Raw genomic sequence first — 26,491 nt, 5'->3', positions numbered from 1 at the left:
TCTGTGAAAACTGACCCGCGTATGGTGGATCGGCCTATTTTCCCCTGGATACCCCTTGCTGTTTTTGTTGTGGGGCTGGGATGCATGGTGTTGCTTGGTCTTCTTACGTACCACAATGTTCCTGCAGGGGGCGTATATAAGCTGATTATAGCGGGAGACTATTCCGAAGAGACCCTTCGGGCACAATTCCCGATACTCCAAAAAGAAGAACTCATAGGTCTTTCTCGAGAGTGGGTCTATATCAATGCCATGGGGAGTGTCGAAGCGCTCCCTCTTGAACACTATCATGAACGGATTAGCCCCGAAGATCCCCGCTATGATAGGTATGTCGAACATCTGTGGTCCCTTTTTGTGATCCCGCAGACGGAAACCGGTGGTCCCTCGCGAGTATTTTATCTAAGAACCGATAGGATAGAGCATATTAAGAGAGAACTCCTTAAAGAGCAAAAGCAGATCCAGATTGTTCGTCTTGGGGGGAGTGCTGTACCGTCCTGGCTGTGGTGGATTTCCCCGCTTATCGGATTAGGGGCGGCCCTCTGGTTTATCATGAAATTACGGCTTCCCCCTCCCTTTTTTCTTGTGCTTCCGGTGTGTGTTTTTCTTTCCAGACGAGGGGTAGAGGGCCTTGCGGGAAGTATGGCTCTTTTAAGTCTCCTTGCCTCTGGTTATACTCCCCTGGAAGAGCTCTTTTTTCGACGTACCCCCTATCGTCGGGTATTTCAGTGGTTTCGGACCGAGTTCTGGCAGGCGGCCTATGCATTCCTGCTCTATGGGGGGGTAATGGTTTTTGCTTTTTCCTCCTGGCACTGGTTTGTTCTTGCCCTTCTGAGTTCTCTTTTACTTGTAATAAGTCTTTTCATGCTTCGTTCTTACTTCCAAAAACGTCCCGGGGCATTTTTTTCTCCTATTCCTATTCTTTCTGATAGTAAGAGGGTAGGGCAATGGAAAAGGGCCCTTATAGTGTATGGTATGGGGATCCCCCTCTTGGTGCTGGGCGAAGTGGGGCTAACCCCTCAGGCCCGTTTTGAGGATGTTGGAGAAGACCTTCGGCAATTGAAAGAGCAATACCAGGCGTATATAGAAAAACAGGCTAATTTTATGTATACCTCTCTTGCGGATCCAGATCGGGACTATCAGGTATTTGAAAAGAATCGGGATGGTTTTGCCGTGGCCCGGGGAAAACTTGCTCCGGATATCTCAGAATGGCAGCATCTGGAACTACCGCCTCTTGAGTCGTTTTTCTCTCAAGTACCGAGGATGAACGGCAAAGACCTGTCTTCTTCCTTTAAAATCCCTGTTTTGTTATTGTCTCTTTTCTGGTATTCTGTCATTATACAGGGGGGAACCCGTTGGGTAGTAAAAAAGAGAAAAAAAATAGCCTTGTATGAAAGACGGATTGCAGCATGAAGATATATTCGTTTAAAAAGGGAGGCCTCGTTCTTGAGGATCCCTCCACACCTCCGGCCACGGAGAGTATTGCCGCCTTTTTGCCTTCGATTGCGGTGGTCCCGCTTATTCAACATCCGGGAGAAGCGGCTGTGCCCCTGGTGTCGGTGGGAGATCGGGTAAGCGAAGGAATGCTCATAGGTCGAGGAAAGGGTCCTGGGTCTGCCCATATTCATGCCCCTATCCCGGGAAGGGTTATTCGTAAAGTTACCTGGACGTTGGCGGATGGGCGGCCGACGGAGGGGCTGGTTATTCGTCTCGAGGGGGCCTTTACTACCCTGGGGCACCGGAAGGAAAGGTATCAGTGGGAGACTATCTCCCCTGCGGACTTGCTGCGAACCTTTGCTGACAAGGGCCTTGTGGAAATGGAGGAACCGGGTAAACCCCTGTACGATATGGTTCGGGAAGCTACCGCCAGTCAGCAGCCGGTTATTGTGGTAGTGCGGATGGTCTTTGATGATCCCTGGCTTGTGGCTGATTATGTTCTTTGTAAGGAACATGTGGAAGAAATCATCGAAGGAGCCCGAATTCTCCGGAAAGCCACAAAGGGAAGTCACATTATTTTCACCATCTCTGAAGAAGAAACTGCCCTTGGCACTTTATTTGAACAGGCCGCCGCTCCCTATAAAGAATCGATTTCTGTGGTGTATGTAGGGGCCAGATATCCCCAGCGGAATAGGCGGGAACTTGAAATCGTTTTGAAACAGTATGAAAAAGTAAACAACGCCCCTTCCTCCTATCATTGTATTATTAATCCTGCTACGGCCTATGCGATTTACACGGGGGTTGTCCATAACATTCCCATTCTAGAACGGTATGTGGCGGTAGGGGGAGGAGCGGTAAAGAGCCCTCGCGTACTGAGACTTCGTCTGGGCACTACCATTGGGGATGCTATTGCCCAGTGCGGTGGTTTTGTTTCTCGCCCTGCCAGGATTGCCACTGGCTCTACCATGAAGGGTAAGTACGTGCAGGACCTGGATGAGCCCATTACCAAAACAACGGTCAGCGTGATTGCCCTTACGGAGGAACAAATCGGGGGAGAACAAACCTACGCCTGTATCAACTGCGGGGAATGTCGTCGTATTTGTCCGGTTGGACTCGACCCGGAGCGGTTATATAAATACGCTCTTCTCGAAAAGGATGAGGAGGCCCGGCGATATAATGTGGTAGACTGCCACGGTTGTGGCTGTTGTGAAGTAGTATGCCCTTCCCGGCTTCCTTTAAGCACGGTGATTCGAATTTCCATTAAGCGAGGCGCCGCAAAATGAACGTTTCCCATATCCACGTGGCTCGAAAACCCTTAATCCATATTACCCTGCCCACCTATAGTCGGATGTGGCTCGTTTCTATCGCGGCTTTGGGGGGGATTGTCCAGTCGGCGTTCACCGATGGTGGGTATTCCTTCTTGCTCGCCCTGGTTGCGGTGGCAACGGCGCTGGTGGTAGAGCTCTTAGTGGGAACCGTCCACGCAAAATATACCAGTATGGGAGATGGGAGTAGTATCGCTACAGCCCTCATACTAACCCTTATGATGCCCCATACGATACATCCTGCGGTACTCGTACTGGGAGTTCTTTTTGCCCTTCTGGTGGTTAAACAAAGCTTTGGGGGGTTAGGAGCAAATTGGTTCAATCCTGCCCTGGGGGGCTGGCTTTTTTCGTACCTTTCCTGGCCCCATCTGTTTCGGGATGCCCTTATACAATCTCATCTTGTAAAGATTCAGGAAGGAATAGGGAAAGGCATCCTGGATCCAGGCGGGTCGCCCCTGGCGGTGCTAAAGTATATGGGCTTTACGACGAGTTCTCTTGATGAGGGGATTGTTTCTTTCTTGAATCAAACTCTTTTTTCTCGTTTTGATGCAGAACTACCGCGGGGCTATATTGATCTACTCTTCTATACTGGTCCGGGGATTATTGCTGATCGGGGGGCTCTGGGACTTTTGTTAGGCACGATGCTCCTTCTGGCTTTTTCCGTAGTACGCTTCCTTGTTCCATTGGTGTATCTTGCTGTCTATCTTGTCCTGGTTCGTTTGTATGGGGCCCTTCCCTTTGGAGGAATTTTTGGAGGAGGGGATATGCTGTTTGCCCTTCTTTCCGGAGGTACTATCCTTGCTGCGTTTATCATTCTTTCTGAACCGGTGACCGGAACAAAATCTCTTATGGGGGCCCTCTCTGTGGCCTTTATATTAGGGATATTGAGTTTTGTGTTTACCTATCCGGGGGGCATTCTTTTTGGACCCCTGTATGCAATGGTAGTGGGAGTTGTTTTCATCCCCTGGGTACGGGAGATGGAAACTATTCTGTTGTATAAAAAAGCACGAAGGATTCCATAATGGATCATCACACACTGCGCCGTGACGTGGTTTTGCCTTTAGTAATAGGAGTGGTTTTTCTTATCCTCGGGGGACTTAGTTGGTACCTGCTCGCGCCTCTGAAAAATGCTTCTTTCAAGGAAGCGCTCCAGTATCTCTTGAAAGAAAGAGGGTACACCTATACGCTGGAAAAAGAAATACCCGGGCCGGGGATCTTTAAAACTTACCAGTTGAGTAAAAGTTCCCATATCCTTGTGGTATTTCCGGTGCTCTACCAGGGGCGGATTTATCTTTATGGAAAGGTGATAAACGGAGAAGGAACGTTTGTGGATACCTGTCTTCTTTTTTATCATGATACTGCTATGGCCCTTCCGCCAACGCGGCTTCTCTATGTCTACGAGAACAGAATACTGCATCATTTACGAAGATTGGGGGCTATACAATGAGCAGCCAGAATCGCCATTTAGATATGCATCCTTTTTGGGGATATGCCTCTCCCCTGTATTCCTTATGGGCTGTGGGTTTCCTTGTTTTTTCGAGTAGTTCCCTGGCGTATGGCATTATAGCTTTTCTTGATATTTTGGGAGTTTTTTTGGCCTCTTCGGTGGGCATACTCTCTTTTCTTTATTTATTTAACATAAAAGAGCGCGCTGCCTGGCAGATTCTTATGATACTTGTTCCTGCTTTTGTTCAGTATGTGTTTTTACTGGCCCTGTCGTTTATTTCTCCGATCTTGTATCTGGAAACCTTTTTCTTTTTGTTGATCGTACCCTTTCTCTTTTTATCTTCCGGTATTCCGATGTTGGACTTTTCCTTTCCCCAACGGGTTGTGGGACAGAGTATCATCAAGGCCCTCATCGTTGGTTTGTTGGGACTTGCCCTATCATGTATTCGCGAGCCCTTTGGGCATGGATCTCTTACGATCCCTACTCGATATGGGGCGGTGAATTTCCTTTCTTCTGAACAATCTGCGTCGATAGCTATCCAGCTTCTTGCCAGTACTGCGGGGCTTTTGATTTTGTTTGGTTATGTGGTAGCCCTCTATCGTTTCTTTAGAAGGGTATACCGTCATTACCTGGAACAAAAGGAAGGGGAGTGATGGAATATCTCATATATGGTCTTGTGAGCGCCCTCTTTTTTAATGGAATATTGTCCTGGGGAATGGGCTTTAGACTCTTCCGAGAGGCTACTGTGGCATCCTCTTTCCCTCGACCTTTTATACCGCTTCTCCTTGCCGGAGAATCCCTTGTTCTCTGGATCTTGTATACCTATCTTTTTGGATTTATAGACAGGGAATTTTTAATACTCTTTACTACGGTACCCCTCCTTGCGGGGATCCATGGGCTTTTCATCTTTATACATCGTAAAATTCTACCACCAACACAACTTCAGGAAGAAGAAAAAAATTCCTCCCTTTACAATGGATTTGATGGTCTCAGTCTTTTTTCGGCCCTCATCGTATTTTTGTTGGCCCCTACCTTTCTCCATGCGCTGGCTATGGTGGGGGGAATCGCCGGTGGTATCTATTGCCTCTTCATAGTTGTCAATGGTATAGTACGGCGCTTAGCGGTAGAGCGTTCTGTAGGAGCCCTACGGGGGGGCGCCCTGGTACTTCTCATTGGGGGCATCCTTTCTATGATTATGGGAGCTATAGGTTATTTTATTTTCCGGTAAAAAATACCTGGCAATACTATTTCCTATAGAAAAGGTAGAGCATCGCCTCTGGGGAGAGAAAGTTTTTACAGTGTTAACAAATGGTAGGCGCTTCTCTTAATAGAGTTTTTACAAAAACGCAAAAAAAACTTTTCAGACTGCGGAATATACGGTATTATGATAGAATACGAGGAACCAGGTGATCAAACCAGTATGAAAGAAGCTATAAAAGTTTTTGTCTGTTCCCATAATCATGTCCCTTATGGTGCTTCTCATGATATATATGAGAATAACTATATACAAAACATAAAACCCTTTATTACTGCCCTATATCGGTATCCTCGGGTTCCTGCCCTTTTGCATTACTCTGGACCTGTGTATGAATATCTTCTGCAGGAGCATGGGGAATTTTTTATGCTCCTCGAGGAACTGGTAAATCGAAAGCAGGTTGAAATTTTAGGGGGTGGGTACTATGAACCCATGTTTCCCCTTCTTTCCCTTACCGATAGGATTGGGCAGATAGAAAAACTGACCACCTTTATCCGTCAACACTTTGGAAAACGGCCCCGGGGCTGTTGGATTCCCCGTTCTATGTGGGAAGAAGACTTCCCGGCTTTTCTTAATACCTGTGGGATGGATTATACTATTTTGGACGAAGAAAATTTTAAGGCCGCCGGTGTTTCAGAGGGGGAGCTCTACTATCCGTACCTTACGGAAGATCAGGGAAAGGTCGTATGGGTTTATCCGGTAGCTTCTGTTCTCAGTAGTCAGTTTGAGCCTAAAAACTTCCGTGGCCAGGTGTCCAGAATCCTTACCAAAGGTGCCTTTTTGGAAATAAAAAAAGGAACCCCTCAGGAATTTAAGACCCTTGTGTTTCGTCCTGAATTGCGGGCCCAGGCTCTTCCTTCTGAACAGGACCGGGAATTGTTTTATGCCCAGTTGTTCGCAGAGCTTTCGGAGGAACATCAGGGGATCGAATGTACTCTACCCAATCGGTTGCAGCGGCTTGAACAGGGATTCCGAAAGGTTTATTTCCCCAGCACCCATGCACGGAAACGGCTCTTACAAAGTAAGGGGGCTAACTACCTCTATGGAAAAATAGTATATCTCCATACCCTTGTAAATCAATTGCGGGGAGATAAGTCTCGTAAAAAGAGTGCCCGGGAAGAATTATGGAAAGCCCAGGGGTGCGATAGTTTTTTTTCTGATGCGGTTAATCACGGACAGTGGGGGGTAAAACGTCAGGTCTATCGTTCTCTGTTAGAGGCTGAAAAGATAACCCGGGACAGGGGAGTTTTTCTCCCTTCGGTGGTACGAATGGATTTTGATTTTGATGGTCGAGATGAGTATCTTCTGCAAGGGACAGACCTGAATTGTTATATTCATCATCGTGGAGCCTCGGTGATAGAACTTGATTATATATCTCGATTAAAAAATTACGTGGAATTCTTTTCCGAAGGAGAACAAGAAGGGGGAGCTCTTTTTAAGGATGTGCTCTTTTCCCCGGAGCTTACCCTTTTTCATTACAAAGCCCAGGGACGGGAATGTAAAGGAAACATCAGATGGTGTGGAGAAGAGTGGTATGAGAATATCGAAATCGACAGGGTGCACCAATCGGTGGGATTGGTAAGTCCCCTCACCATTGATGATACCTATCCCTATGGGGAAATTAGAGTTTATAAAAAGTTTGAGCTTAAAAAAAACGCCCTTTGTGTACAGTACCGGTTAAAAAACACAGCCCTCAGTCCCAAACGGTTTAATTTTACTACCCAGATTCATCTTTCTTTCCTGGGGTGTGGCCTTAATAGATTCCCGGTGGAAGTTCTGCGAAACGGAAACAAAACCCCTGTTCTTGGGCACATGGAGCATCTAAAGGATGTAGAAGAAGTACTTATTCACGATTATAAGAATGATACCTTTATTACCTTGGGAGGCCCCCCTTCGTTTGACCTGTGGCTCATTCCCCATTGTCAGGATGAACAAGGGGAAGATACCTATTATTATGTTTCTTTCCTCCCTCTCCAGCAATTGATTCTGGCACCAGAAGAGGAAAAGGAGTTTTCTTTCTTCCTTAAGTTTAGTAATCAATCAACTTGACATGCACCATAGAAGCTCCCTATAGTAACTGAACCATGAAACGTCGTCTTATAACCTCCGCTTTACCCTATGTAAATAATGTGCCCCATCTGGGAAATCTTATTCAGGTTTTATCCGCCGATGTATTTGCCCGTTTCTGCCGATTACGGGGCTATGAAACCCTCTATATTTGCGGTACCGATGAGTATGGCACTGCTACGGAGACTAAAGCTTTAGAAGAAGGCATTAGCCCCCGCGAATTGTGTGATCGGTATCATAAACTGCATAAAGAAATTTATGCGTGGTTTAATATTTCCTTTGATAAATTCGGGAGAACCTCTACCCCTGTCCAGACGGAAGTAGTACAGGATATCTTTAAAAAACTCGACGCCCAGGGGTTCATCCTGGAACGCACCATTGAACAGCTCCATTGCGGTTCCTGTAATCGCTTTTTGGCGGATCGCTATGTGCGGGGGACCTGCCCCCACTGTGGGTATCCTGATGCCCGGGGAGATCAATGCGAACAGTGCGGGAAGCTCCTTGAGCCCACCGAATTAAAGGATCCCCGCTGTTCTACCTGTGGAGCCACCCCACTTCCTCGCAGTACCCGGCATCTGTATATTGATCTTCCGAAAATCAAGGATCGCCTTGAGGCCTGGATTGCCCGTGCTTCAGTAGAAGGATTCTGGGCGAACAATGCTATTCAGATGACCAATGCCTGGATTCGGGATGGCCTTAAAGAACGGGCCATCACCCGGGATCTTAAGTGGGGGATTCCTGTCCCCAAGCCAGGCTATGAAGACAAGGTTTTTTATGTCTGGTTTGATGCTCCTATTGGGTATATTTCTATCACTGGCACCTATGCGGAAGAACGGGGCTTAGACTGGCGGGCTTTCATAAAGGAATGGTGGAAAAACCCCGAGGAAGTAGAACTGTTCCAGTTTATTGGAAAGGATAACATTCCTTTCCATACGGTGATTTTCCCCTCCAGTCTCCTGGGAACGGGGGAAAAATGGACCCTCTTACACCATATGTCCAGCACGGAATACCTGAACTATGAAGGAGGAAAGTTCTCTAAATCGAAAGGAATAGGTGTATTTGGCACCGATGCCATGGAATCGGGTATTCCTGCGGATGTATGGCGTTTCTATATTTTTTATAATCGACCTGAAAAATCAGACACCCTCTTTACCTGGAAGGACTTTCAAGAGAAGGTAAACAGCGAACTTATTGGAAATTTGGGGAACCTGGTGAATCGGACCCTTTCCTTTGTGCATCGCTACTATGATGGCAAGATTCCTGAAGGTCCCCAGAACGAAGCATTCTGGAAGGTGGTCCGGGAATATGAAGGGCGAATCACCGAAAAGCTCGAACAGGCGGAACTCCGGGATGCCCTGCGGGAGATTTTTGAACTTTCATCCTTTGCAAACAAGGCTTTCCAGGATGGGGAGCCCTGGAAAAAACGAACCGAGGCCCCCGAACTTGCGGCGGGGCTTATCCGGGACCTTTCATATGTGGTGCGGGATTTGGCCATTCTGATTCATCCCTATCTGCCAGCAGCAGCAGAGCGGATCGCTACCTTTTTAGGAACTACCATCGGTAAAGGGGGCCTTTCCTGGCATCATCTCGGGAAATGTGAGGGGCTGAGCACTATCGAGCGGCCCGAAGTGCTCTTTAATCGCTTGGAAGATGCTCTTATCCAGGAACTGCGGGAACGCTACAACGGAAGCCAGAAGGAGCGGGAAGGGCGGTCTGACACGACCCAGAAATCGGAATCGGAAAAAGGAGCCCTTTCTGAGAATGGCCAGGAAAAGACCGCCTCTCGGGCGGGGAAATTTGCTTCCCGGGTTGATCTACGGGTCGCAAAAATCCTCAAGGTAGAACGGCATCCCAAGGCCGATAAACTGTATATCGAGACCCTGGACGTCGGGGGGGGAGAGCAGAGGGTTATTGTTTCCGGCCTTGTCCCCTATTACCGGGCGGAAGAACTGGAAGGAAAGCATATTATTCTGGTGTATAACCTTAAACCGGCGGTGTTGCGGGGAGTGGAAAGCCGGGGAATGCTTCTTGCGGCCTCTCGAAAGGATGCGGAGGGAAACAACCTGGTGGAAGTGCTGGAAGCTCCCTGGGCCGAACCCGGCACCCGTCTGGAGGTAGAGGGGTACCCTGCGGTGGCGACTCCTTCCGAAATCGATATTGATACCTTTTTTGCGATTCCTATCCGGGTAGTACAGGGTAAGGTAGCGGTAGAAGACGCTCCTCTGGTAGCGGCGGGCCGGAACCTTACCACTACTCGGGTGCTTGATGGCGAGGTGGGCTGATGCCCCCGGCAGAACATCAGTATATTCGACGCATTGTTCCCACCGATCTAGCCCGGTGCGATGGGGCCGAGTCTTTCCTGCAGTCCGGCTTCTGGGGGGCCTTTAAGGCCCGTTTTGGCTGGAATGCCCGTCCCTTTCTCATCGAATGGATGAATGGGACGGTAAAGCCCTTGTTGGTTATCCGGCGCCGTCTCTTTCGGGGCTTTTCGTTTGCCTATATCCCCTGGGGCCCAGAGGTTCCGGCAGAGGTTCTTCAAGATAGGTCTGACTATGGGAAGATTTTGCAAGAGCTGGCGGAACTTCTCCGGGAAGAACTACCCCATGAGACGGCCTTTGTCCGTTTTGATCCTCCCTGGTATGTGTCTGAGCATCCAGGAAATAAAGGGGCTTCCCGGGATGCCAGTGATGAATCTGAAGAGAATGCTACCGCTTCTTCTCGGATGCGAAGCAATGGCGCTCCTGAGAAACATTTTTTTTCTTTTCCTAAACCTTTTGTTCGTGCCGGAGCGGATGTCCAACCGCCGGATACGGTGCTCCTTTCCCTCGTTCCTGAGGAAGAAGCCCTCCTGGCGGCTATGAAAAGTAAATGGCGCTATAATATCCGCCTGGCAGAAAAAAAAGGTGTCCGGGTAGAACAAAAAGATGAAGAGGGCCTTCCTCTGTTTTATGAACTTCTTAAGGAAACGGCCCAGCGGGATGGAATAGCTATTCATGATATTGACTATTATCAAGCCCTCTTTCGTCATAAAAAAGAATATCGGGATGGCCAACTAGATCTCCGCTTGTACCTCGCCTATTATCAAGAGTTTTGTTTAGCGGGGATCATTGTCCTTTTCTGGAAAGGGACGGCAACCTATCTCTATGGGGCCTCATCCAATCAATATCGCAACTATATGGCTCCCTATGCGCTCCAATGGAAGGCTATCCGCGATGCCCGCGCCTCAGGGTGTACCACCTATGACTTCTTTGGAATTCCCCCTTCTGCGGACCCCCATCATCCTATGGCTGGTTTATACCTGTTTAAGACCGGTTTTGGAGGAGAGATTATTCATCGCCCGGGGAGCTGGGATTATCCGTACAAAAGGGGAATCGCCTTTTTATTTCGAAGGTTAGAAGGGCTCAGAAAAAACCTGCGGAGTGTAAAAAAAGTTCTACGTTATTTGAGGAGATCATGAATTTAGAAGTATTTATCCTCGGTTGTGGGGGAATGATGCCCCTTCCTCATCGATATCTTACATCCGTGTTGGTGCGACGAGAGGGGGACCTGTTCCTGTTTGATGGAGGAGAGGGTACCCAGGTTTCTTTACGTAAGCTCAATCTAAGATGGAAAAAAATTTCTGCCATCTTTGTGAGCCACACCCATGCAGACCATGTGACGGGATTGCCGGGAATTCTTATGCTGTCGAGTCAGGTAGACCGCAACGAACCCCTCTATATTTATGGGCCTCCGCGAATTGCAGAATACATTGAAACCAGTCGCCGGGTTCTGGATATGTATATCAATTATGAAATCATCGTTCAGGAAATTCTGGAACCCGGTATTGTGTATAGGGGTGAGGGGTTCCATGTGCGGGCCTTTCCTCTGCGTCATACTAAGCCCTGCGTGGGCTATGTGTTGGAAGAAGATCCCCGACCGGGGGTGTTTTATCCTGAGCGGGCTTTAGCATTAGGGGTTCCCCGGGGGCCCCTGTGGTCTCGGCTCCAAAATGGGGAGGCCGTCATGAATGAGGCGGGACGTCGAGTGGAACCTTCAGAAATTTTGGGTCCCCCCCGCCGGGGAAGAAAATTTTCCTTTGTGACAGACACCCTGTATTTCCCTGAAATTTCCCAGGAAGTAGGAAATTCGGATCTCTTTATTTGCGAAGGAATGTTTGAACGGGATCTCCTGGAAAGTGCCCTGGAAAAGAAACACATGACCGCCGAACAGGCGGCCCTGATTGCCCGGGATGCGGGGGGCGTAAAGAAGCTTGCCCTTATCCATTATAGTCCCCGCTATACCGAACAGAATTTGAAGAACCTTCTTGCAGAGGCTCAACGGATTTTCCCGGACACCGTATTAAGCCGGGACCGCATGGTGTTTCCCCTTTTATACGATGATGAAGAAGAGTAGACCCCTCTAGCGGATGGTTGATTGTTGGTATAGCCGATCCTGAGCGCGCCTGTGGGGTGGGGTACTTGTAACTTTTTTGTGGGGTAAGTATTTTTTCTTAAAAGGACTCGCACATAAAAAATAAATAGTCCAACATACACCCCAAAAAGGGGACAGGAGTTATCCCATGATAGAAGTACAGGATCTCACCAAACGGTATGGATCGGTAGAAGCGGTCCGTCGGGTGTCTTTTACGGTGGATACGGGTCAGATTGTGGGGCTCTTAGGTCCCAACGGCGCCGGGAAAACCACCATCATGAAGGTCCTTACGGGCTACCATTATCCCACCGAAGGGGATGCCCGGATTGACGGTTTTTCGGTGTTCGAAAACAGTCTGGAAGTAAAACGCCGTCTCGGTTATTTACCGGAGAATGCCCCGTTGTACACCGATCTTACTCCCCGGGAGTATCTACAATTTGTGGCAGAGGCCCGGCAACTACCCAAAGAAAAACGAAGGGCCCGCATCAATGAGGTTCTTGCAGCCTGTGGTATCGAAGCGGTTCAGAACCGGCCCATCGAAACCCTTTCTAAGGGATATCGACAGCGGGTAGGGCTGGCCCAGGCGATTCTCCACGATCCGCCCATTCTCATCCTTGATGAACCAACTACCGGTCTTGATCCAAACCAGATAATCGAAATTCGGAACTTAATTCGGGAACTGGGAAAAAGCAAAACCGTGATACTTTCTACCCATATTCTCCAGGAAGTAGAAGCGGTGTGTTCCCAGGTGCTTATTATTAACGAAGGCCGGATTGCGGCCCAGGGAACTACCGAAGAAATTGCGGCAACCCTGAAGGGAGGGAATTCCTGGATCCTTATCGTAAAGGGAATGAAAAAAGAAGAGCCTGGCCAGAAGATCCAGGGGCTTCCCGTTACGGTAAGCCTTTCCCATACGGAAAATCTCGCTGATGGAACGGTGCGTCTCCATATAGTAGAAGCAAGTGGGGCCCCGGGAACATCTCCGGACCCTCTACAACTGAGTGAAGCCCTCTTCGATTGGGCGGTAGGTCAGGGGCTTAAGATATTGGAGATGCAGCGCCAACGGCTTTCGTTGGAAGATATTTTTGTCCGACTCACCACGGAGGGTAAACAGAATGAAACGAAACGGTGAAACTATTCTGGCGCTCGCCCGAAAGGAAATTTTTTCTTCCCTTCAGAGCGTGAGCACCTATGGGGTTATACTGTTTTTTCTGCTTTTTAACAATATATCGTTTTTCTATATACAGAAGTATTTTTCTCTCAACACGGCGAGCCTGCGGAACTATTTTACCCAGTTTCCTTTGGTATTTTCCATGGTTATTCCCGCCCTTACGATGAAAAGTTGGGCTGAGGAACGGAAGGTGGGTACCGCGGAGCTTCTTTTAACGATGCCCTTCTCCGAGTGGGACCTGGTGCTTGCCAAATTTCTTTCGAGTTTTGTGCTCCTTCTTGTTCTCTTGCTGGGGACCCTCGGTATTCCCTTGACCATCATGCCCATGGGCAAATTTGATGTGGGGGTAATTATTACCGAATATATTGGGGCCCTGTTACTGGGATCCGCGGCGATTAGTATTGGTCTTTTGTGGAGTGCCCTTTCCAAGAACCAGATCGGCGCATATCTGGGTACCCTGGCGATTCTTTTTAGTATCACCCTCATTAATCAGGTAGCCACGGTGTTTCCCTTACCCGAAACGATGGCCAACGCTCTTAATTACCTTTCCCTTGCCTTTCATTATGAAGGATTTTCAAAGGGAATCCTGGATAGCCGGGACATTCTTTTTTTCGGTATCCTTACCTTCCTCATGCTTTTTATTAACACCCGGGTGATTTTGTATCGGAAATGGAGGTAGCCATGTCAAAAAGAGAACTGACCATCATCACCGTCCTGGTTATCGTCATAGGGATAATGGGTTTTCTGGTATCAGGGCGCCTGTATGTACGATGGGATATAACAAAAAATAAATCCTATACCCTTTCAAAGGTTTCCCGGGAATTGTATAAAGAAATCCCCGAACGGGTCACCATCACCTATTACATTTCAGATAAGTTGAAAGCCATCCATCCTATCCCCCAGGAAATCATTGATCTTTTGCGGGAATATGCCAACCATTCCCGGGGACGCATACGCCTGGTGGTCCAGGACCCCGTAAAGGCAGGTACGGCCGCGGTGGCGGAACAGTTAGGGGTTCAGCCTCAGCAAATTCAGACGGTGGAACAGGATCAGGCCAGCGTTGCCATGGTGTATACCGGTATCGTGGTGGAATACCTTGGAAAAACCGAGGTGATGCCGGTGGTGTTCAGCCTTGATACCCTGGAATATGACCTTACCAGCCGCATTCGAGCATTGGTTTCCCAGCAAGAACGAACCTTAGGGGTACTGATAGGGGACAGTGGAAAACTATGGAGCCGGGATTTTGGCCTGTTGGATAAGGCATTAACTGGCGCAGGCTACAAAATTCGTCAGGTATATCCAGGAGAAGAAATCCCCACCAATATAGTGGCCCTCTTTGTTATTGGTGGGGTAGAACAGCTTGAAGATTGGGACCTCTACCGTATCGATTATTACCTTCAGCAGGGGGGAAAGGTGCTTTTTGCGGTCGATGGGGTGATGGTGGATACCCAGACGGGGATGTACGCTACAGCCCGACAGGATAAGGGGCTCTTGGCGATGCTTTCCCATTATGGCGTTACGGTAGAAAAGGCGCTCCTTCTTGATAAGGCCTGCCTTACGATTCCTTATCAAATAAGGAGTTATACGGGGGCGGTACAGTTTAAACTGCTCCGCTATCCCCACTGGGTAACGATCCTTGCCGAAAATGGCAATAAGTCCCATCCGGTGACGGCTAATTTCCAGGGAATCGATCTGTACTGGCCAAGTCCTCTCACGCTCCAGGCTCCCTCGGGAATTATCGCTACGTCTCTTTGTTCTTCTTCCTCTGAGGCATGGAAAATGACCAAGGAGTTCACGGTTAACCCTGAAATGGACTATCTTTTTACCACCGAACAGGGGACAACGAAAGGACAATATACGGTGGCCGCCACTCTGGAAGGGACCTTCCCTTCGTATTTCAAAGGTAAACCAAAACCGGTTCGTTCAGGTTCTTCCCTTACGTTGCCTGACTTACCCGAAAACCCCAAGGCAGGTCGGGTCTTTGTAGTAGGAGATGAAGACCTGGGGTCTACGCTTGTCCAGTATACCCAGAGTGAACGAAACCTGGATTTCCTTATCCAGGCGGCCGATTGGCTGGGTAATGATCCGGAGATTCTTGCTATACGAACAAGGACCTCTCAGGTTGGTCGCCTCGATCGGATTACCGATCCGGTACAGCGAGCCGCAGTGGCCTTGCTGGCCCAACTCATCAATATTATTCTTATTCCCCTCGCTGTGGTGATAGTGGCGGTTATTAGAATTGTGGGGCGGAAAAGAAGAATGCGTGCTACCATGGAGGTGTCCCAATGACATTCCAGAAAAAGATATATCTTTTAAGCGGCCTTTTAGGCATATTGGTGCTGGTATATGGGCTTTCGTTCTTTCTGGATGCCAGTCGGATTGAAGAAACCCAATCTCAGTTCTCATTGGTAGATCCGAGGGCCCTTACTTCTCTTACGAAGATACACATCACCCGTTCCTCTGAGAATCCCCTTACCATTGTAAAACGAGGTCAGGACTGGTTTGTCCAACTCAGCGAACAGGATGAATTCCCTGCAAAAAAAGGAAGGATAGATGATTTTTTGGCGTTGCTTTCTAAAAAGGCGAGCTATCCTGTCCGGGCTCGTACGAAGGATGCCCATGAAAAGTTAGGCCTTACGCAAGAAAAAGGGAAAAAGCTAGTTCTTGCTGGCGAAAAGGGAACTCTGGCGGAATTCACTTTTGGCGATAAGGATGTGTCTGGCCAGGAAGTGTACTTCCGGATCGGTCAAAAGGACGAGGTTCGTTCCGGAAGCGATGCCATTATCTCATATCTCGAAAGTGGGCTTCCCAGTTGGTATGATCTTCGTTTCTTTCCTCAGGAAGGAAAGCTGGCCCTTACCGCGGACCTGGTGCAACGCATCCGTATAGAAGAAAAAGGAAAGGCCCCCCTCACCCTGAGCCGCAAAGAAAAAAACGAATGGGATGCTCAGGAGGGAGCTAGTCGTTTTGATGCGGATCCTCAGAAAGTAGCATCGTACCTACAGACCGTCATTTCTGCAGAGGGGGAAACCTTTATTCCCAGCGCTGAAAGGTCCGAAAAACAGGGAACAGAAAAAGCGACGATTAGCCTCGAACTGGGAGATGGCCGGAAAAAACGGATTGTGATTTATGAAACAAAGGATAACAAGTTTACGGGTACCTCTTCCGACACATCATATCTCTATAGCCTTGCTCAATGGACCGTAGAACGGCTTCTTCAAAAGGGAGAGGACTTTAAGAAAAACGATTCCCAGACCAAACCATAGAAGTGTTGTGAAGATATAGGAAAAGTGTTCAAAAAAAGGGGCCGCCGGAGTGTGGTACGTGCCCCTTGGTCTTGAGAAGACCAAGGGGAAAAGGTGTAACTCGCCAGAGTGTGGTCCCTTGTGGCCTTTAAAACCCGGCGGGGGAAGATGCGGATGGCTTTTTATGTCTCTTCCTGCTTTTTTAGATAGGCCCGATATTTATCAGGATCGCTCTTAAAAGCCACGATAGGGTGGCTTTTTTCTTGTCTTGCCTTGCGGAGGGCCTCTTCTGCTTCTCTGCGTAAACGGGAAGCTTCTACGAGGCGACCAGAACGGGAGGTAATCCCGATGGCAACCCCTATATGACGGGTATCAGGATCCTTATACAATTTTGTATAGAACTCATCGGCCATTTTAAAGGCATGATCGAGATCGATGTTGGGGAGAATCACCGAAAACCCCTCTTTTCCCCATTCGAACACCATATCCCGGAAGGTAAAGAATCCTACTATTTTTTCTGCTAAAAGAGGAAGGTCCTGTTCATGTACTTCCGGTGCTTCGATGATAAGAAGGGCGAGGTCTTGATCAAAAGAGGCACTGCGATGGAGTTCCGCCGCAAGCCGTTCTTCTAAATGGGATTCCCAGCTAACCCCCGTGTGGGGGGTATAGAGCAAAGGTTCGGTTCCCTGTGTTTTGTTTGCCGCTGATTGAGAGGCTCCTTCGGTTTCCTGGATAGGAGTGTCCTCTTCAGATATATCAAGGCGGGGGATTTCAAAAAGATCTTCCGTTTCAGGATTGGATAGGGGAGAGGAAAGAGTATCCTCAACGGGGACCGCAGCGCCCGTCGATCTTTCTTGATCTTTCGCAGCATATTGACCTTCTGTCTTCTGGGCAAAGGAAAGATTCTTTTCAAGGATATAGGACAGGATAGCAAGCAGTAAGGTCGCGCTAATCACAATCAGCGATGAGAGAAGAATTTGGTGTATAAAAGTCCAGTCCAGGTATTCACCCTGAGCTGATAGAACAACGTTTCTTACCCCTTCAACCCGCAATGGTGCAGAAAGAGGACGGGGCATAAAGGGAAAGGATGAGGCAACAAAGGTAGGCCCCTTGACCCAGTCGATATATCCCCCTTCTTTTTCATAGGCAAATTCCACGCCGCTGGGGCCAGTTATAAGGACTGCCTTTAAAATCTGGGAAGAGGCAAGAAAATCCCGGATAGTTTCCTGAAAAGGTTCGGACAGAAAACCATAGACCGCGGCCCCACTGGTTTTTGCGGCTAGGTCTAAGAATTCCGCTTCTCCTTTGCGGGTCCGTTCTTGAATATCTTGAAAAATCTTGATTCCACCAAAAGTAAGCGCAAGGACATACATCAACGTGCAGAAAAGAAGGATAAAAAAAGATTTATTGATATGCATGGTGTGTATTATATACGTTTTTCTTGATTCGTGCTAGAATAATTATACTTTTCCTCATCAACCCCACTGAGGAGGGTGTGTAAAAATGACGAAATCTATTCGTAAGCGGGGCCTTCCGCCGGGGTGGTACCCCGATACCAGAGAAGCTATCCAGACCTTTGTGGAAGAACAACGACAAAAAAACCCTCCATCATTTTCCTGTGGGGCCGTGGTAGTACCCCATGCGGGCTGGTATTTTTCGGGGAGCCTCGCCCTCCATGGCCTTGAGCTTCTTTCTAAAGAATGCAAGACCCTCGTCGTAATAGGGGGACACCTTTCTTCGCGGGATACGCCGCGAATTATGAGCCGCGATGGGGTAGAAACACCCCTTGGTGTGTTACCGGTAGATGGGGAGTTTACCCAAAAAATCCAGCAACTTATTTCTTGGATAGAAGATGAAGAGGTGGATAATACGGTGGAAGTGCAGCTCCCCATGATTCACTATCTTTTCCCCGCTGTCCAAATAGTATGGCTACGCTTGCCCCCTTCGCTTGAATCATACAGGATAGGTAAGACCATAGCCCGGATTGCCCGGGAACTGGGGTATCCCTGTGGGGTGGTTGGTTCTACCGACCTTACCCACTATGGGCCCAATTATGGCTTTGTTCCCCAGGGGGTGGGAAAGGCTGCCCTCGGTTGGGTTAAAGAGGTAAATGACAAGATGCTCCTCGACGCTATTCAGCGCCGGGATCCTGAGGAAATCCTGAAGCGGGCCCATCAAGACTATTCGGCCTGTTCCATCGGAGCGGTGTTGGGGACCCTCGGTTTCGCCGATGAGGCAGGATATACCCGCGTTCACCTCATTGAGTACGCTACCAGCGCCGATAGGTATCCGTCCTATTCTTTTGTAGGGTACGGCGTCGTGGGCTTTTCTTCTCCGTAAAGGACTTCTTACAGAAATTGTTCTATCTCTGTAAGGGCCCTGGTTACGACCATTTCAAAGAGCTCCCACAGAGAAAGTTCCTTCTGACGATGGCGAAGTGCAGCGGCAAGGGGCGCCAGGGTCATGAGAATCCCCAGTTCTTCTCCTGAACGCTGGGCGAGGTATTTCCCGAAGGGAATTCCTTTCGGAGAGGGAAGGCGTCGTATTTTCTCGCTATACTCGGAAAGGAAGTCCCTCGCCGACAGGGCCTGTCTTCCGGGCCCAAAAACAGAAAGGGTATTCGAAGTTACCGGTGATGATAAAGAAGGCAGCGTCAACGGGGAACCGTCACCCTCGGACGCGGTAATAGGAACAGAAAGGTGCTGGGCAAGCCTTTCCAGCCTTAGACGATAGGTCGTAAGGGGTTTTGTTTCGTATCGCCAGCCTCGGCTATCTACTTTTTTTTCAAGGCTTGGACTCCTAAAGAGAAAGGCCGACAGGATGCTTTCCAGAGGAGCAAGCCTCGATTGTTTTTCCTGAAAAACGTCGTACACATAGGTTCCCCGGGCATAGGTTTTTCCTTCGGGATAGGAAAAATCAGCGCCATATAACCGTATGCTGCGAGCTCCAAGCTGTTCGGCAAGGGATACCGCGGCGTAGGTTACGTTTCCCCCTGAGGTGTCGACTACGGGAAAGGATCGCCACCATTGCACAAGGTAACGGGTTAAAGGATGTCCCCCGGCAAAAAAATAGGTGTGCCTGCTTCTCTGTACCACCGAGGGGGGGCTTGCGAGATCTGCAAAAAGAAAAACCCTGTCGGGGATCCCCTTTAGAAAGTGATGATAACTTATGTGCTGGCAATCGATGGAGACCACCCCATCGGGAACAATGTTGGATAGGAGCAGGGCGGAGAGAGAAGTATCTGTAGCAAGGAGAAAAAAATCCCTTCGATTTTTTTTTAGAGAGGTCAGGTGTTTTTCCAGCGAAGGACCTGCCGCAGTGATAGCTACATTTCGAACGGGAGGAAGGGGAGTAGTTTCCGGGGATGAAAAGAGCATGTTTCTGATAATGTTAGAGAACCACCGTTTCCCAAAAAGGGCCTGAACCGAAAAATCTTCGCCCACCTGTTCAAGCCCTTCGCTGATCCACCGCTGGAGTTCCGAAAAGAGTGTTTCTTCGCTTTGATAACGATTTCGAAGGCTGAGGATGTTGAGATTCCCCCAGAAGACAGGAGCGTATTTGGAAATCAGGTATTCCTGCACCTCTTTTTTGTCTGGGTCGATGAGGAGGTCTACCCGGGGATCGGTTAAAATAGGAACATAGTCTATATGAGAGAACAACTCGGCAATACCATCAATATGAAAATCAATAATCGTAATATGATGAATCGTGGACCGGCTAATGGCAGAGCGAAGGGCATAGCCTCCCCCAAGACCGAGAAAGATAAGAGAACCCTCTCTTCCTGAAAAACTTGTTTCGATAAGCCGCTCACCCTCCCGATCTGGGTCGATGAGTGAATGGAGAGGAACTGGTTTTTCTTTATGAAGGGCCCAGAGGGGAACGGGGGATCCATTACGGGCCCGTTCAAATATATACATCCCTTTCTGTGGATTAGCCCGGCTCAATCGTTGGCAGAGGAGGGGGTTTTTTGCCGAAAGGGCGAGCATGTTCCGTTCAAAGATGTTTCGGTCATTCATAGTATTTTCCTATTAATTGGAGGAGCTCTTTAATAAGTATATGGGGCCTTTCATCCTGAGGAAGCCCCAGTAGTTTTTGCAACTCCCTTTGAACGTATGTTCCCGTTGAGCCATCGTGGATAATCATATCAAAGATAGCGAGTATTTCTTTACTAGAAGAAGGGGGCTTCCAGGGAACGCGATACCAGCGGGTAGGAGAGGTAGCAGTTCCTTCTACCTGGGTTACACTGGGAAGATGAGTAAGGTGGGAAGGGCTCTGCGAACCAAAATAATTTAGCCGGGCCGGATACTGAACCAGATGTTCCCTGAACCAGGAAGCGTATACCTGGAAGGCCTCTCCCTGTTGTAACATTTTTGTCCGTTCCCATTGGGAACTATAGTAGGGCTGGCAGCGATTCTGGTTTATTTCCAACAACCTGTCCAGACTATAGGGGCGGGCATGGCTTTGCATGTCCCGGAACCCCATGTCGAAGCCCGTAATGTAGAGGGAGCCTCTGGTTAGCTCCAGGGCAACATCAAGGGCGGTGGCGCTTACGGTTCCCCGTTGAGGAAGATGAAGAAAGGGAAGGTTAAGGACCCGTAGAAACTGCCCCTGCCAGAGAGATCCATCGGTACAGAGGAGCCAGGGCCGCTCACTGAGGGGGGTGGGAACCTGGGCTCCCAGGTAGATACAGAGGGGACAGGCGGTAGACCGCCTTACTTCGAACCCGTGGTAACGGGCCCAGAAACCTCCGTCGGTGGTAAGAACCAGGGAAGGATATAGCCGATGGGCGGTGAGAGCGGCGGTCGCAGAAGAAACCGAAAGGAGGCCGCAATTGCCTTCTGTAAGGGCCTTCTGGATGAGGGGCACCGTGTCTTCCAGGGAAGGTCCTGCGCCACAAATAATAAGTGGTTGATCTCCCTGCTCAAACCAGAGGGGGACGGTGAGCTGCCGTAGGTTAATAAGAAAATTTCTTAACCATCGTTTTCCGAAGTTCTGAACGGTTCGGGTGTTAGCCTCTTCCTGGTGTATAAAATTAAGGATAGTTTGTTTAATTGTTCGATACGACGATCCATAGGCTTTTTCCGCCGGGGGCCACTCAATAAGACGTAGGGTGCTTCCTTCCGGGATATGGTGTTCTAAAAAAGAAAACAGTCCTTCTTCTTGACGGGGGGACCACGCCGGATACACGGAGCTGTAAGGATCGTGCTCTTTGCAAAAGGGGCTTACATGGATGATGATGATGGAGGGATTTGCTTTTTCTTCGATAAGGGCTTGTATCAGGTACCCAAGGCCTGGTTCGAGGACGATAAGAATTTCATTACCCGTATGTGCAGGAAGGTGGAGCGAATGAAGAAACCTGAAGGCCTCTTTTACTGGATCATACAGAGAATGAAGGCACTGTCCGTTTACTACCAGGCTGAGAGCGCCTCCTCGAGTAGGGCGAAGCTCTTCGGTCATGAGAGGGCGCTCAGAGCCTCCTGTCTGGATGTCACTCGAACAGGCCCCTCCAGCGGATGCTGCAGTATCCGTTCCAGGTGATGGTGTATCAGGCTCCCATCAAGGTTGCCCTCACAAATCAAAGCCCAGGAGTCTTCGGTAAGGGGTACCATCATGCCCAAGGAGGAGGTCACTTCTCTTGTTTGTTGGGCTTGGCTTTCTGTAAGTTCTTTTATTTTAAAAAAATAAAAACCATTACTATTGGGAATATCTTGAGGAAATAACTGATCAATTAGAGGAAGGAGCGAATTATCTTCTCCTTTTTGTTGGTTTTGTTTATTTCCTTCTGAGAATTCCCCTGCTGAATTTTCTGAAAAAGTTTTTCTTACAAAAGAAATAAATTTTTCAGCTATCCGGGGGAGAATATTCCCCAGGGATTCTAGATACAGGATATCGTTTTGTTCGGTTCCAATACAAAAAAAGATAATCCTTTGTTCCCACGTGCCCAGGCTATATCCCCATAAGGCGGCGTTGGCAAGATCCGTATCTAATCCCCATTCATGTCCTCTACCAAGAACGATGAAAGAGTTCCCTGAGATAAGATGTTCCTTATGCTGAGAAATTTTTTTCGTAAAGGATTCGGATAATTCTCCAATACCTGCAGAGGTAAGGATATGCACCGCTTCTTTTTCTGGATCCCATACTCCTACCACCGCAAAAAGAAAGGGAGTATAGGTCTTCAAAAGAGAAAGAACCGTATAGAGATCTTCCTTTTTTTCTCCAAGGCGCTCTATCCGGACAACTAACTGTTCTGCGATCGGATCACGTAAAACCCCTTCCTCACTCGTGATTTTTTGGATCCGTTGCAAGAGTCCCATTACACTAATCCCAGTTCTTCGAAGAGTTTCTTATAGGTCACAAAATATTCAGATCGGGCAAACTCTTCTATCTTTTCTTCGGGCAAAGACTCAAGCAACTGGTCCATATAGGAAAGGACTGCCTTGATTTCTTCGGTTAAATCCGGGGGAAGGTTGGTTGTCACCGAAGGAGCACCAGACGTGGTGGCGGAAGTGACCGTTTCTCTGGGGCTTTCTTGTTCTTCTATTTCGGGTTCTGAAATTTCTGTTTCCGTAAGAATGTCTTCTTCTATCTCAAGATTTTCGAGTTCAGGAAGGGGCTGTGCTTCTTCTATTGTTGAAAGAGATGAGCTAGCGGTAGATGGCTCTTCTTCTGAGGCTACCACAAAATTTTCAGGTACCACCTCTGCAAAGGATTCTTCTGATACAGGAATTTCTGAGCCAAGTTCTTCTAGATCAAACGAATTTGCTTCATCCAGGATTTCATCATGAAGTTTTATTTCCTGTAGATTTTCCTCTTCTACCAATTCTTCGGGGGCTGCAAACTCATCAACTACGGAAGCCTCTTTTTCACCTTCTTCTAACTCCAGTTTAATCGACTCGATAGCCGGCTCTTCCAAAGGAGGTTCTTCTAGAACGATATCCCCCATTTCTATGTCTGGGAGGGATTCTTCAAAGAGGGGCTCACTGGAGACCAGATCTTCTTCTAAGTAACTCGTGTCTTCCGGCGGGCTGCTTAATGGGGTAACCCCCTCTTCCATGAGATTTTTGATTTCATCGTCGGTTACTAATTCTTCGCTTTCTATTTTTTCAAAGGCGGAAGGTTCTGAAAGGGAAGACCCTGAGAAGGGTTCTTCTCCGATGCCCGTTGTTTCTGTATTTTCTTCTTTAAGGTTTTCTTTTTCTTCAAAGAGAACCTCTTGGGATTGTTCGGTTTCCTCAAGAAGATCGCTTTCTGGTATACCGCTGCCTGTTTCTTCGGTAAACTCGGCGGTATTCAATATGTTATCTAATTCATCACCGGTAAGGGCAATCTTTTCGTCCTCTTCTTCTTCAAAGAAACCCCGGGGCCCTGGCTCCTTTTCTTTTTCTTCATGATGGGATTCAGAGGACCCTTTAAAATGGGAGAGCTCTTCTTTCAGGGTGGCAAGTTCGTTTTTTATGGAAGCTATTTCCTCAGCTATTTTCATCAGCAATTGGGTCGAAAGATCCGATCCTTCACCTTTACTGGATACCTCTTCTGCTCTTTGTACTAGGCCGCTTGCTTCATGCTCTTTTGGGAGTTCTTCTGAGAAAATTCCCTTGTGTTTCTCCTCTGTATCTCCTTTTGCAGCCGCAGAAGGAACTTCTGGTGTGGCGGAGGGAAGAACGGGTTCTTCCTTCTCTGAGCTTTCTTCCTTTTGCAAATCGCTCAGTAAATCATCAAAGTCGGAAACGGTTTCTAATTGGAGGTCCGCAGTAGTATCCGAAACCACGGGGGAAGCAAGGGATGACACCGAATCAATGCTTACGGTTTCAACACCCTCGGTTTCGTCGGTGAATTCCAGATCAATATTGAGAGGCTCTTCTTCTACGGTCGGGCTTGCAGGAATCCCCGTTTCTGAGTCTTCTCCCAGGAAATCTTCCATCGATAATTCGGTAAAATCTGATGTATTTTCTTCAGCAACCATCAAGGATTCATCCGTCGTATCTTGTTTTTCATCACTGGTAACTTCTTCAAAAGACACATTTTCTTCTATATCCATATCGGGGAGGGGTTCTAATACTCTCTGGATTTGTTCTGCTTCTTTAGTTTCAGAAGGGGGAACTTCTTTTTCCCGGGATACGGGTGGCTCAGAGGATGGGAACCCCTCGATTTCTTCTACCTCAAAGGAAAGGCCTTCTATTTCAGGGAGTTCGGATTCTTTCTGAGCTTCGCTTACGTTTTGTTCTCGAGATCCCTCTTCTGCCAGTTCAGGGAAGGGTTCATTTACATCAATATCAAGATCGGGGAGATCTTCTATGTCGGGAATAGATGGTTCAAAAACATCCAAAGACTCGTGTTCAGAAAGGGAACTGCCCCCCTTCTTGATAGATTCTACGTCTTCTTCTAGCTGGCCTTCGTCGTTTGGCCCGGTACCAGATAATGTTTTCATGTCTTCTATGTCCTTTGGTTCGCTTTTAATCCACACACCATATTCATCTAGCTCATCTATAGAACCGATAGTACTCCGTTCCTCGAATATTGAAGGATCCTTGTTCGTTGCCATTCCCCACTCCCATACCGTTGTAAGGATACAGATTCGGGGCCGTATCCTCATCGTTCCCTATCTGGCGCATTTTGCCACATAGGCCTTCCTTCCTAATATCGACACTTTTTATAAAAACTATTGAGTAAAACAACAGTCTTTTGTTTTTTCTACCTACTAAATTCTATCCTATGGGCTTTAGTGTTGTCAATGGAAAATAAAATACTTCATGAAAAGCCCTTCTTTTCCGTTAATATAGACATAATGATGCAACGTTTGTGTATGCCTATCCTCATGGCCATATGGATTACCATCGGTTTCTATACGGGGCTCTCGTATTTCTGGGGTCCCAGTGGGGAAAGAGCCATGAAGTATCTTTTAGAACAAAAAAAGAACCTAGAAAAGAACTTAGAGGAACTGTCTGCACAGGGAACTATTTTGCAGCAACAGGTCCTTTCCCTGTTATATGATCCAGAAACCCTCCAAGAATATGCACGGAACCTTGGCTATGGCAAGCCTAACGAAAAATTCATTCGTATTCAGGGGAAAGGCCCCTTACAAGGAGAATCATATCCGATCGGTGCTCTTATTCAGATAAAAACACCAGTCACTCTTTCTCATGAACAAATTCTTCTCTTTTCGTGCGGGGCGGGCTTTTTTTCTTTCATTGTTCTTTTGTTTTTCTCTTGGGGGTTCTCAAAAAGAAAGACTTACCACTACTAATTATTGGGAGCCCTGATTTTTTCTATCGGCCGATTTTTGTCCATTCCGCTTCCCGAACTGATCCGTGGATAACTTCTATAATGGTTTCTCCTTCATAACGAACTGCGGTGGCTCGCTTAATACCCTTCAGTTTACCCCCTTCATAGATGGTAAATTCCCATTCCATGGGACGGGCAATGTCTACCAATTGCTGGGCTACTTTATAGGGCACGGGATGGTAGAAACGATCCTGGTTTGGGGAACTTTGCCAGATCTTAACTCCCTGGGGCTGTATAGAATAGGAAAGTTCCATCTTTGCCCCCGAGGTTAAAATAGCCTGACCTTTTCCCCCACTGAATAAACGGACCATTTCGATACCCCGATCTCCCCACCAGGATCCAATTAACAGTTCTTCGGTGATAGGTTCTTTTGTTTCACTTCCCGAAGGGGAGGCTTTTTTCTCGATCCATACGAGTTGTTCGAGTAAGGGAGAAAGATGGGAGAGTAATTCCTCAAAGGTGGCATATCGGCCAGAAACAGTGATCTTTTGACCATCGGAAAGTTTGATCCGTTCTAAAGTAAGAATCACTTTATTCCCCAGCTTTCCCACCGAACCGGTAATAATATACTGGGCAGAAAAGAGACTTTCTAACTGGGAACGATCCGAAGGGGAATCCAATGATTCCCCTTGAGTTTTTGGTACCTCTCCTGTTTCTCCTGGAAGCGCGAGAGTGAATTGCCCCTCCTGGATCACATAGGCGGCGATAAGTTTCTCCAGGGTTTTTGTTTCTTCCTGATATTCGGTGACCGCAGAAAAGGGAAGAATAACCATGATGGGCTTTGATGCATTTTCCTGCGCAAAAAGCATGAGGCCTCCCACTATCCATACAAAAAGAGGAAGTATTCGGCCTTTCATG

At 48.0% G+C, this 26,491-nt stretch carries 22 protein-coding genes; 16 read left to right on the top strand and 6 right to left on the bottom strand.

The features are described from left to right. The first annotated feature begins 3 nt into the window (after window positions 1–3). The 14 genes from C5O22_RS09180 to C5O22_RS09115 all read left to right on the top strand — a co-directional run bounded on the left by C5O22_RS09180 (window position 4) and on the right by C5O22_RS09115 (window position 16,372). Window positions 4–1,407: a hypothetical protein gene (locus tag C5O22_RS09180; protein WP_132781131.1), complete on the top strand. Its 1,404-nt coding sequence runs from the start codon at window positions 4–6 to the stop codon at window positions 1,405–1,407. Further along, complete coding sequence (locus C5O22_RS09175; RefSeq protein ID WP_132781130.1) at window positions 1,404–2,714, top strand: RnfABCDGE type electron transport complex subunit C; 1,311 nt, start codon at window positions 1,404–1,406, stop codon at window positions 2,712–2,714. Before C5O22_RS09180 ends, C5O22_RS09175 begins: the two co-directional genes overlap by 4 nt. Continuing rightward, entirely contained in the window at window positions 2,711–3,778 is a 1,068-nt protein-coding gene (locus tag C5O22_RS09170; RefSeq protein ID WP_132781128.1) for an RnfABCDGE type electron transport complex subunit D, read from the top strand. The genes C5O22_RS09175 and C5O22_RS09170 overlap by 4 nt, the downstream gene beginning before the upstream one ends. Further along, entirely contained in the window at window positions 3,778–4,203 is a 426-nt protein-coding gene (locus C5O22_RS09165) for a hypothetical protein (protein WP_132781127.1), read from the top strand. Before C5O22_RS09170 ends, C5O22_RS09165 begins: the two co-directional genes overlap by 1 nt. Continuing rightward, complete coding sequence (locus C5O22_RS09160) at window positions 4,200–4,856, top strand: hypothetical protein (RefSeq protein WP_132781126.1); 657 nt, start codon at window positions 4,200–4,202, stop codon at window positions 4,854–4,856. Before C5O22_RS09165 ends, C5O22_RS09160 begins: the two co-directional genes overlap by 4 nt. Then, the gene (locus tag C5O22_RS09155; RefSeq protein ID WP_132781124.1) at window positions 4,856–5,431 is read left to right on the top strand and encodes a hypothetical protein; all 576 of its coding nucleotides are present in this window, start codon (window positions 4,856–4,858) and stop codon (window positions 5,429–5,431) included. The genes C5O22_RS09160 and C5O22_RS09155 overlap by 1 nt, the downstream gene beginning before the upstream one ends. A gap of 192 nt (window positions 5,432–5,623) precedes the next feature. Then, a complete protein-coding gene (locus C5O22_RS09150) occupies window positions 5,624–7,507 on the top strand; it encodes a glycoside hydrolase family 38 N-terminal domain-containing protein (RefSeq protein WP_165910478.1) in 1,884 nt (627 codons plus the stop codon). A 35-nt stretch (window positions 7,508–7,542) separates the two neighbouring features. After that, the gene (gene metG, locus C5O22_RS09145; protein ID WP_132781121.1) at window positions 7,543–9,807 is read left to right on the top strand and encodes a methionine--tRNA ligase; all 2,265 of its coding nucleotides are present in this window, start codon (window positions 7,543–7,545) and stop codon (window positions 9,805–9,807) included. Further along, a complete protein-coding gene (locus C5O22_RS09140; protein WP_132781120.1) occupies window positions 9,807–10,982 on the top strand; it encodes a lipid II:glycine glycyltransferase FemX in 1,176 nt (391 codons plus the stop codon). The genes metG and C5O22_RS09140 overlap by 1 nt, the downstream gene beginning before the upstream one ends. Next, window positions 10,979–11,917, top strand: coding sequence for a ribonuclease Z (locus C5O22_RS09135; protein WP_132781118.1), 939 nt, complete (start codon window positions 10,979–10,981; stop codon window positions 11,915–11,917). The genes C5O22_RS09140 and C5O22_RS09135 overlap by 4 nt, the downstream gene beginning before the upstream one ends. A gap of 166 nt (window positions 11,918–12,083) precedes the next feature. Continuing rightward, complete coding sequence (locus C5O22_RS09130; protein ID WP_132781117.1) at window positions 12,084–13,067, top strand: ABC transporter ATP-binding protein; 984 nt, start codon at window positions 12,084–12,086, stop codon at window positions 13,065–13,067. Continuing rightward, window positions 13,051–13,785, top strand: coding sequence for an ABC transporter permease (locus C5O22_RS09125; RefSeq protein WP_132781115.1), 735 nt, complete (start codon window positions 13,051–13,053; stop codon window positions 13,783–13,785). Before C5O22_RS09130 ends, C5O22_RS09125 begins: the two co-directional genes overlap by 17 nt. A gap of 2 nt (window positions 13,786–13,787) precedes the next feature. After that, window positions 13,788–15,395: a GldG family protein gene (locus C5O22_RS09120; RefSeq protein WP_132781114.1), complete on the top strand. Its 1,608-nt coding sequence runs from the start codon at window positions 13,788–13,790 to the stop codon at window positions 15,393–15,395. Next, a complete protein-coding gene (locus C5O22_RS09115; RefSeq protein WP_132781112.1) occupies window positions 15,392–16,372 on the top strand; it encodes a DUF4340 domain-containing protein in 981 nt (326 codons plus the stop codon). The genes C5O22_RS09120 and C5O22_RS09115 overlap by 4 nt, the downstream gene beginning before the upstream one ends. A 161-nt stretch (window positions 16,373–16,533) precedes the next feature. Here C5O22_RS09115 and C5O22_RS09110 read toward each other — a convergent pair whose 3' ends face one another. After that, window positions 16,534–17,769, bottom strand: coding sequence for a nucleotidyl cyclase domain-containing protein (locus tag C5O22_RS09110; RefSeq protein WP_132781111.1), 1,236 nt, complete (start codon window positions 17,767–17,769; stop codon window positions 16,534–16,536). Between the two features lie 85 nt (window positions 17,770–17,854). On the opposite strand from C5O22_RS09110, the gene amrB reads away from it, so the two are divergent. Next, complete coding sequence (gene amrB, locus C5O22_RS09105; protein ID WP_132781110.1) at window positions 17,855–18,691, top strand: AmmeMemoRadiSam system protein B; 837 nt, start codon at window positions 17,855–17,857, stop codon at window positions 18,689–18,691. Between the two features lie 8 nt (window positions 18,692–18,699). On the opposite strand, the gene C5O22_RS09100 is transcribed toward amrB, so the two are convergent. From C5O22_RS09100 to C5O22_RS09085, 4 genes are read right to left on the bottom strand one after another with little or no spacing between them, the layout of a single operon-like run. Beyond that, complete coding sequence (locus C5O22_RS09100; RefSeq protein ID WP_132781108.1) at window positions 18,700–20,367, bottom strand: motility associated factor glycosyltransferase family protein; 1,668 nt, start codon at window positions 20,365–20,367, stop codon at window positions 18,700–18,702. Further along, window positions 20,360–21,808 (bottom strand): 6-hydroxymethylpterin diphosphokinase MptE-like protein, encoded by a 1,449-nt coding sequence (locus tag C5O22_RS09095; protein ID WP_132781106.1) that lies wholly within the window; start codon window positions 21,806–21,808, stop codon window positions 20,360–20,362. The genes C5O22_RS09100 and C5O22_RS09095 overlap by 8 nt, the downstream gene beginning before the upstream one ends. Further along, window positions 21,805–22,656 carry a hypothetical protein gene (locus tag C5O22_RS09090; protein ID WP_132781105.1) on the bottom strand — a complete coding sequence of 284 codons (852 nt, stop codon included), beginning with the start codon at window positions 22,654–22,656 and terminating at the stop codon, window positions 21,805–21,807. Before C5O22_RS09090 ends, C5O22_RS09095 begins: the two co-directional genes overlap by 4 nt. 8 nt (window positions 22,657–22,664) lie before the next feature. Further along, window positions 22,665–24,893, bottom strand: a complete 2,229-nt coding sequence (locus C5O22_RS09085; RefSeq protein ID WP_132781104.1) for a hypothetical protein — start codon at window positions 24,891–24,893, stop codon at window positions 22,665–22,667. 243 nt (window positions 24,894–25,136) lie between these two features. Between C5O22_RS09085 and C5O22_RS09080 the strand changes: the two genes are divergently transcribed. Beyond that, window positions 25,137–25,595 carry an FtsB family cell division protein gene (locus C5O22_RS09080; RefSeq protein WP_165910477.1) on the top strand — a complete coding sequence of 153 codons (459 nt, stop codon included), beginning with the start codon at window positions 25,137–25,139 and terminating at the stop codon, window positions 25,593–25,595. A 22-nt stretch (window positions 25,596–25,617) separates the two neighbouring features. Here C5O22_RS09080 and C5O22_RS09075 read toward each other — a convergent pair whose 3' ends face one another. After that, window positions 25,618–26,490: a TP0183 family DNA metabolism protein gene (locus C5O22_RS09075; protein WP_132781100.1), complete on the bottom strand. Its 873-nt coding sequence runs from the start codon at window positions 26,488–26,490 to the stop codon at window positions 25,618–25,620. Window position 26,491 lies beyond the last annotated feature (1 nt).

The organism is Treponema sp. J25 (genome assembly GCF_004343725.1).
Classification (GTDB): Bacteria; Spirochaetota; Spirochaetia; order Treponematales; family Breznakiellaceae; genus J25.
This window is presented reverse-complemented; position numbering and strand designations above follow the sequence as displayed.

What these genes read in the sequence shown, in the direction of transcription:
- C5O22_RS09100 (WP_132781108.1), bottom strand. Translation starts at nt 20,367, where the DNA reads ATGAATGACCGAAACATCTTTGAACGGAACATGCTCGCCCTTTCGGCA.
- C5O22_RS09075 (WP_132781100.1), bottom strand. Translation starts at nt 26,490, where the DNA reads ATGAAAGGCCGAATACTTCCTCTTTTTGTATGGATAGTGGGAGGCCTC.
- C5O22_RS09095 (WP_132781106.1), bottom strand. Translation starts at nt 21,808, where the DNA reads ATGACCGAAGAGCTTCGCCCTACTCGAGGAGGCGCTCTCAGCCTGGTA.
- C5O22_RS09085 (WP_132781104.1), bottom strand. Translation starts at nt 24,893, where the DNA reads ATGGCAACGAACAAGGATCCTTCAATATTCGAGGAACGGAGTACTATC.
- C5O22_RS09110 (WP_132781111.1), bottom strand. Translation starts at nt 17,769, where the DNA reads ATGCATATCAATAAATCTTTTTTTATCCTTCTTTTCTGCACGTTGATG.
- C5O22_RS09165 (WP_132781127.1), top strand. Translation starts at nt 3,778, where the DNA reads ATGGATCATCACACACTGCGCCGTGACGTGGTTTTGCCTTTAGTAATA.
- C5O22_RS09160 (WP_132781126.1), top strand. Translation starts at nt 4,200, where the DNA reads ATGAGCAGCCAGAATCGCCATTTAGATATGCATCCTTTTTGGGGATAT.
- C5O22_RS09155 (WP_132781124.1), top strand. Translation starts at nt 4,856, where the DNA reads ATGGAATATCTCATATATGGTCTTGTGAGCGCCCTCTTTTTTAATGGA.
- C5O22_RS09170 (WP_132781128.1), top strand. Translation starts at nt 2,711, where the DNA reads ATGAACGTTTCCCATATCCACGTGGCTCGAAAACCCTTAATCCATATT.
- amrB (WP_132781110.1), top strand. Translation starts at nt 17,855, where the DNA reads ATGACGAAATCTATTCGTAAGCGGGGCCTTCCGCCGGGGTGGTACCCC.
- C5O22_RS09125 (WP_132781115.1), top strand. Translation starts at nt 13,051, where the DNA reads ATGAAACGAAACGGTGAAACTATTCTGGCGCTCGCCCGAAAGGAAATT.
- C5O22_RS09115 (WP_132781112.1), top strand. Translation starts at nt 15,392, where the DNA reads ATGACATTCCAGAAAAAGATATATCTTTTAAGCGGCCTTTTAGGCATA.
- C5O22_RS09140 (WP_132781120.1), top strand. Translation starts at nt 9,807, where the DNA reads ATGCCCCCGGCAGAACATCAGTATATTCGACGCATTGTTCCCACCGAT.
- C5O22_RS09135 (WP_132781118.1), top strand. Translation starts at nt 10,979, where the DNA reads ATGAATTTAGAAGTATTTATCCTCGGTTGTGGGGGAATGATGCCCCTT.
- C5O22_RS09080 (WP_165910477.1), top strand. Translation starts at nt 25,137, where the DNA reads ATGATGCAACGTTTGTGTATGCCTATCCTCATGGCCATATGGATTACC.
- C5O22_RS09150 (WP_165910478.1), top strand. Translation starts at nt 5,624, where the DNA reads ATGAAAGAAGCTATAAAAGTTTTTGTCTGTTCCCATAATCATGTCCCT.
- metG (WP_132781121.1), top strand. Translation starts at nt 7,543, where the DNA reads ATGAAACGTCGTCTTATAACCTCCGCTTTACCCTATGTAAATAATGTG.
- C5O22_RS09120 (WP_132781114.1), top strand. Translation starts at nt 13,788, where the DNA reads ATGTCAAAAAGAGAACTGACCATCATCACCGTCCTGGTTATCGTCATA.
- C5O22_RS09175 (WP_132781130.1), top strand. Translation starts at nt 1,404, where the DNA reads ATGAAGATATATTCGTTTAAAAAGGGAGGCCTCGTTCTTGAGGATCCC.
- C5O22_RS09130 (WP_132781117.1), top strand. Translation starts at nt 12,084, where the DNA reads ATGATAGAAGTACAGGATCTCACCAAACGGTATGGATCGGTAGAAGCG.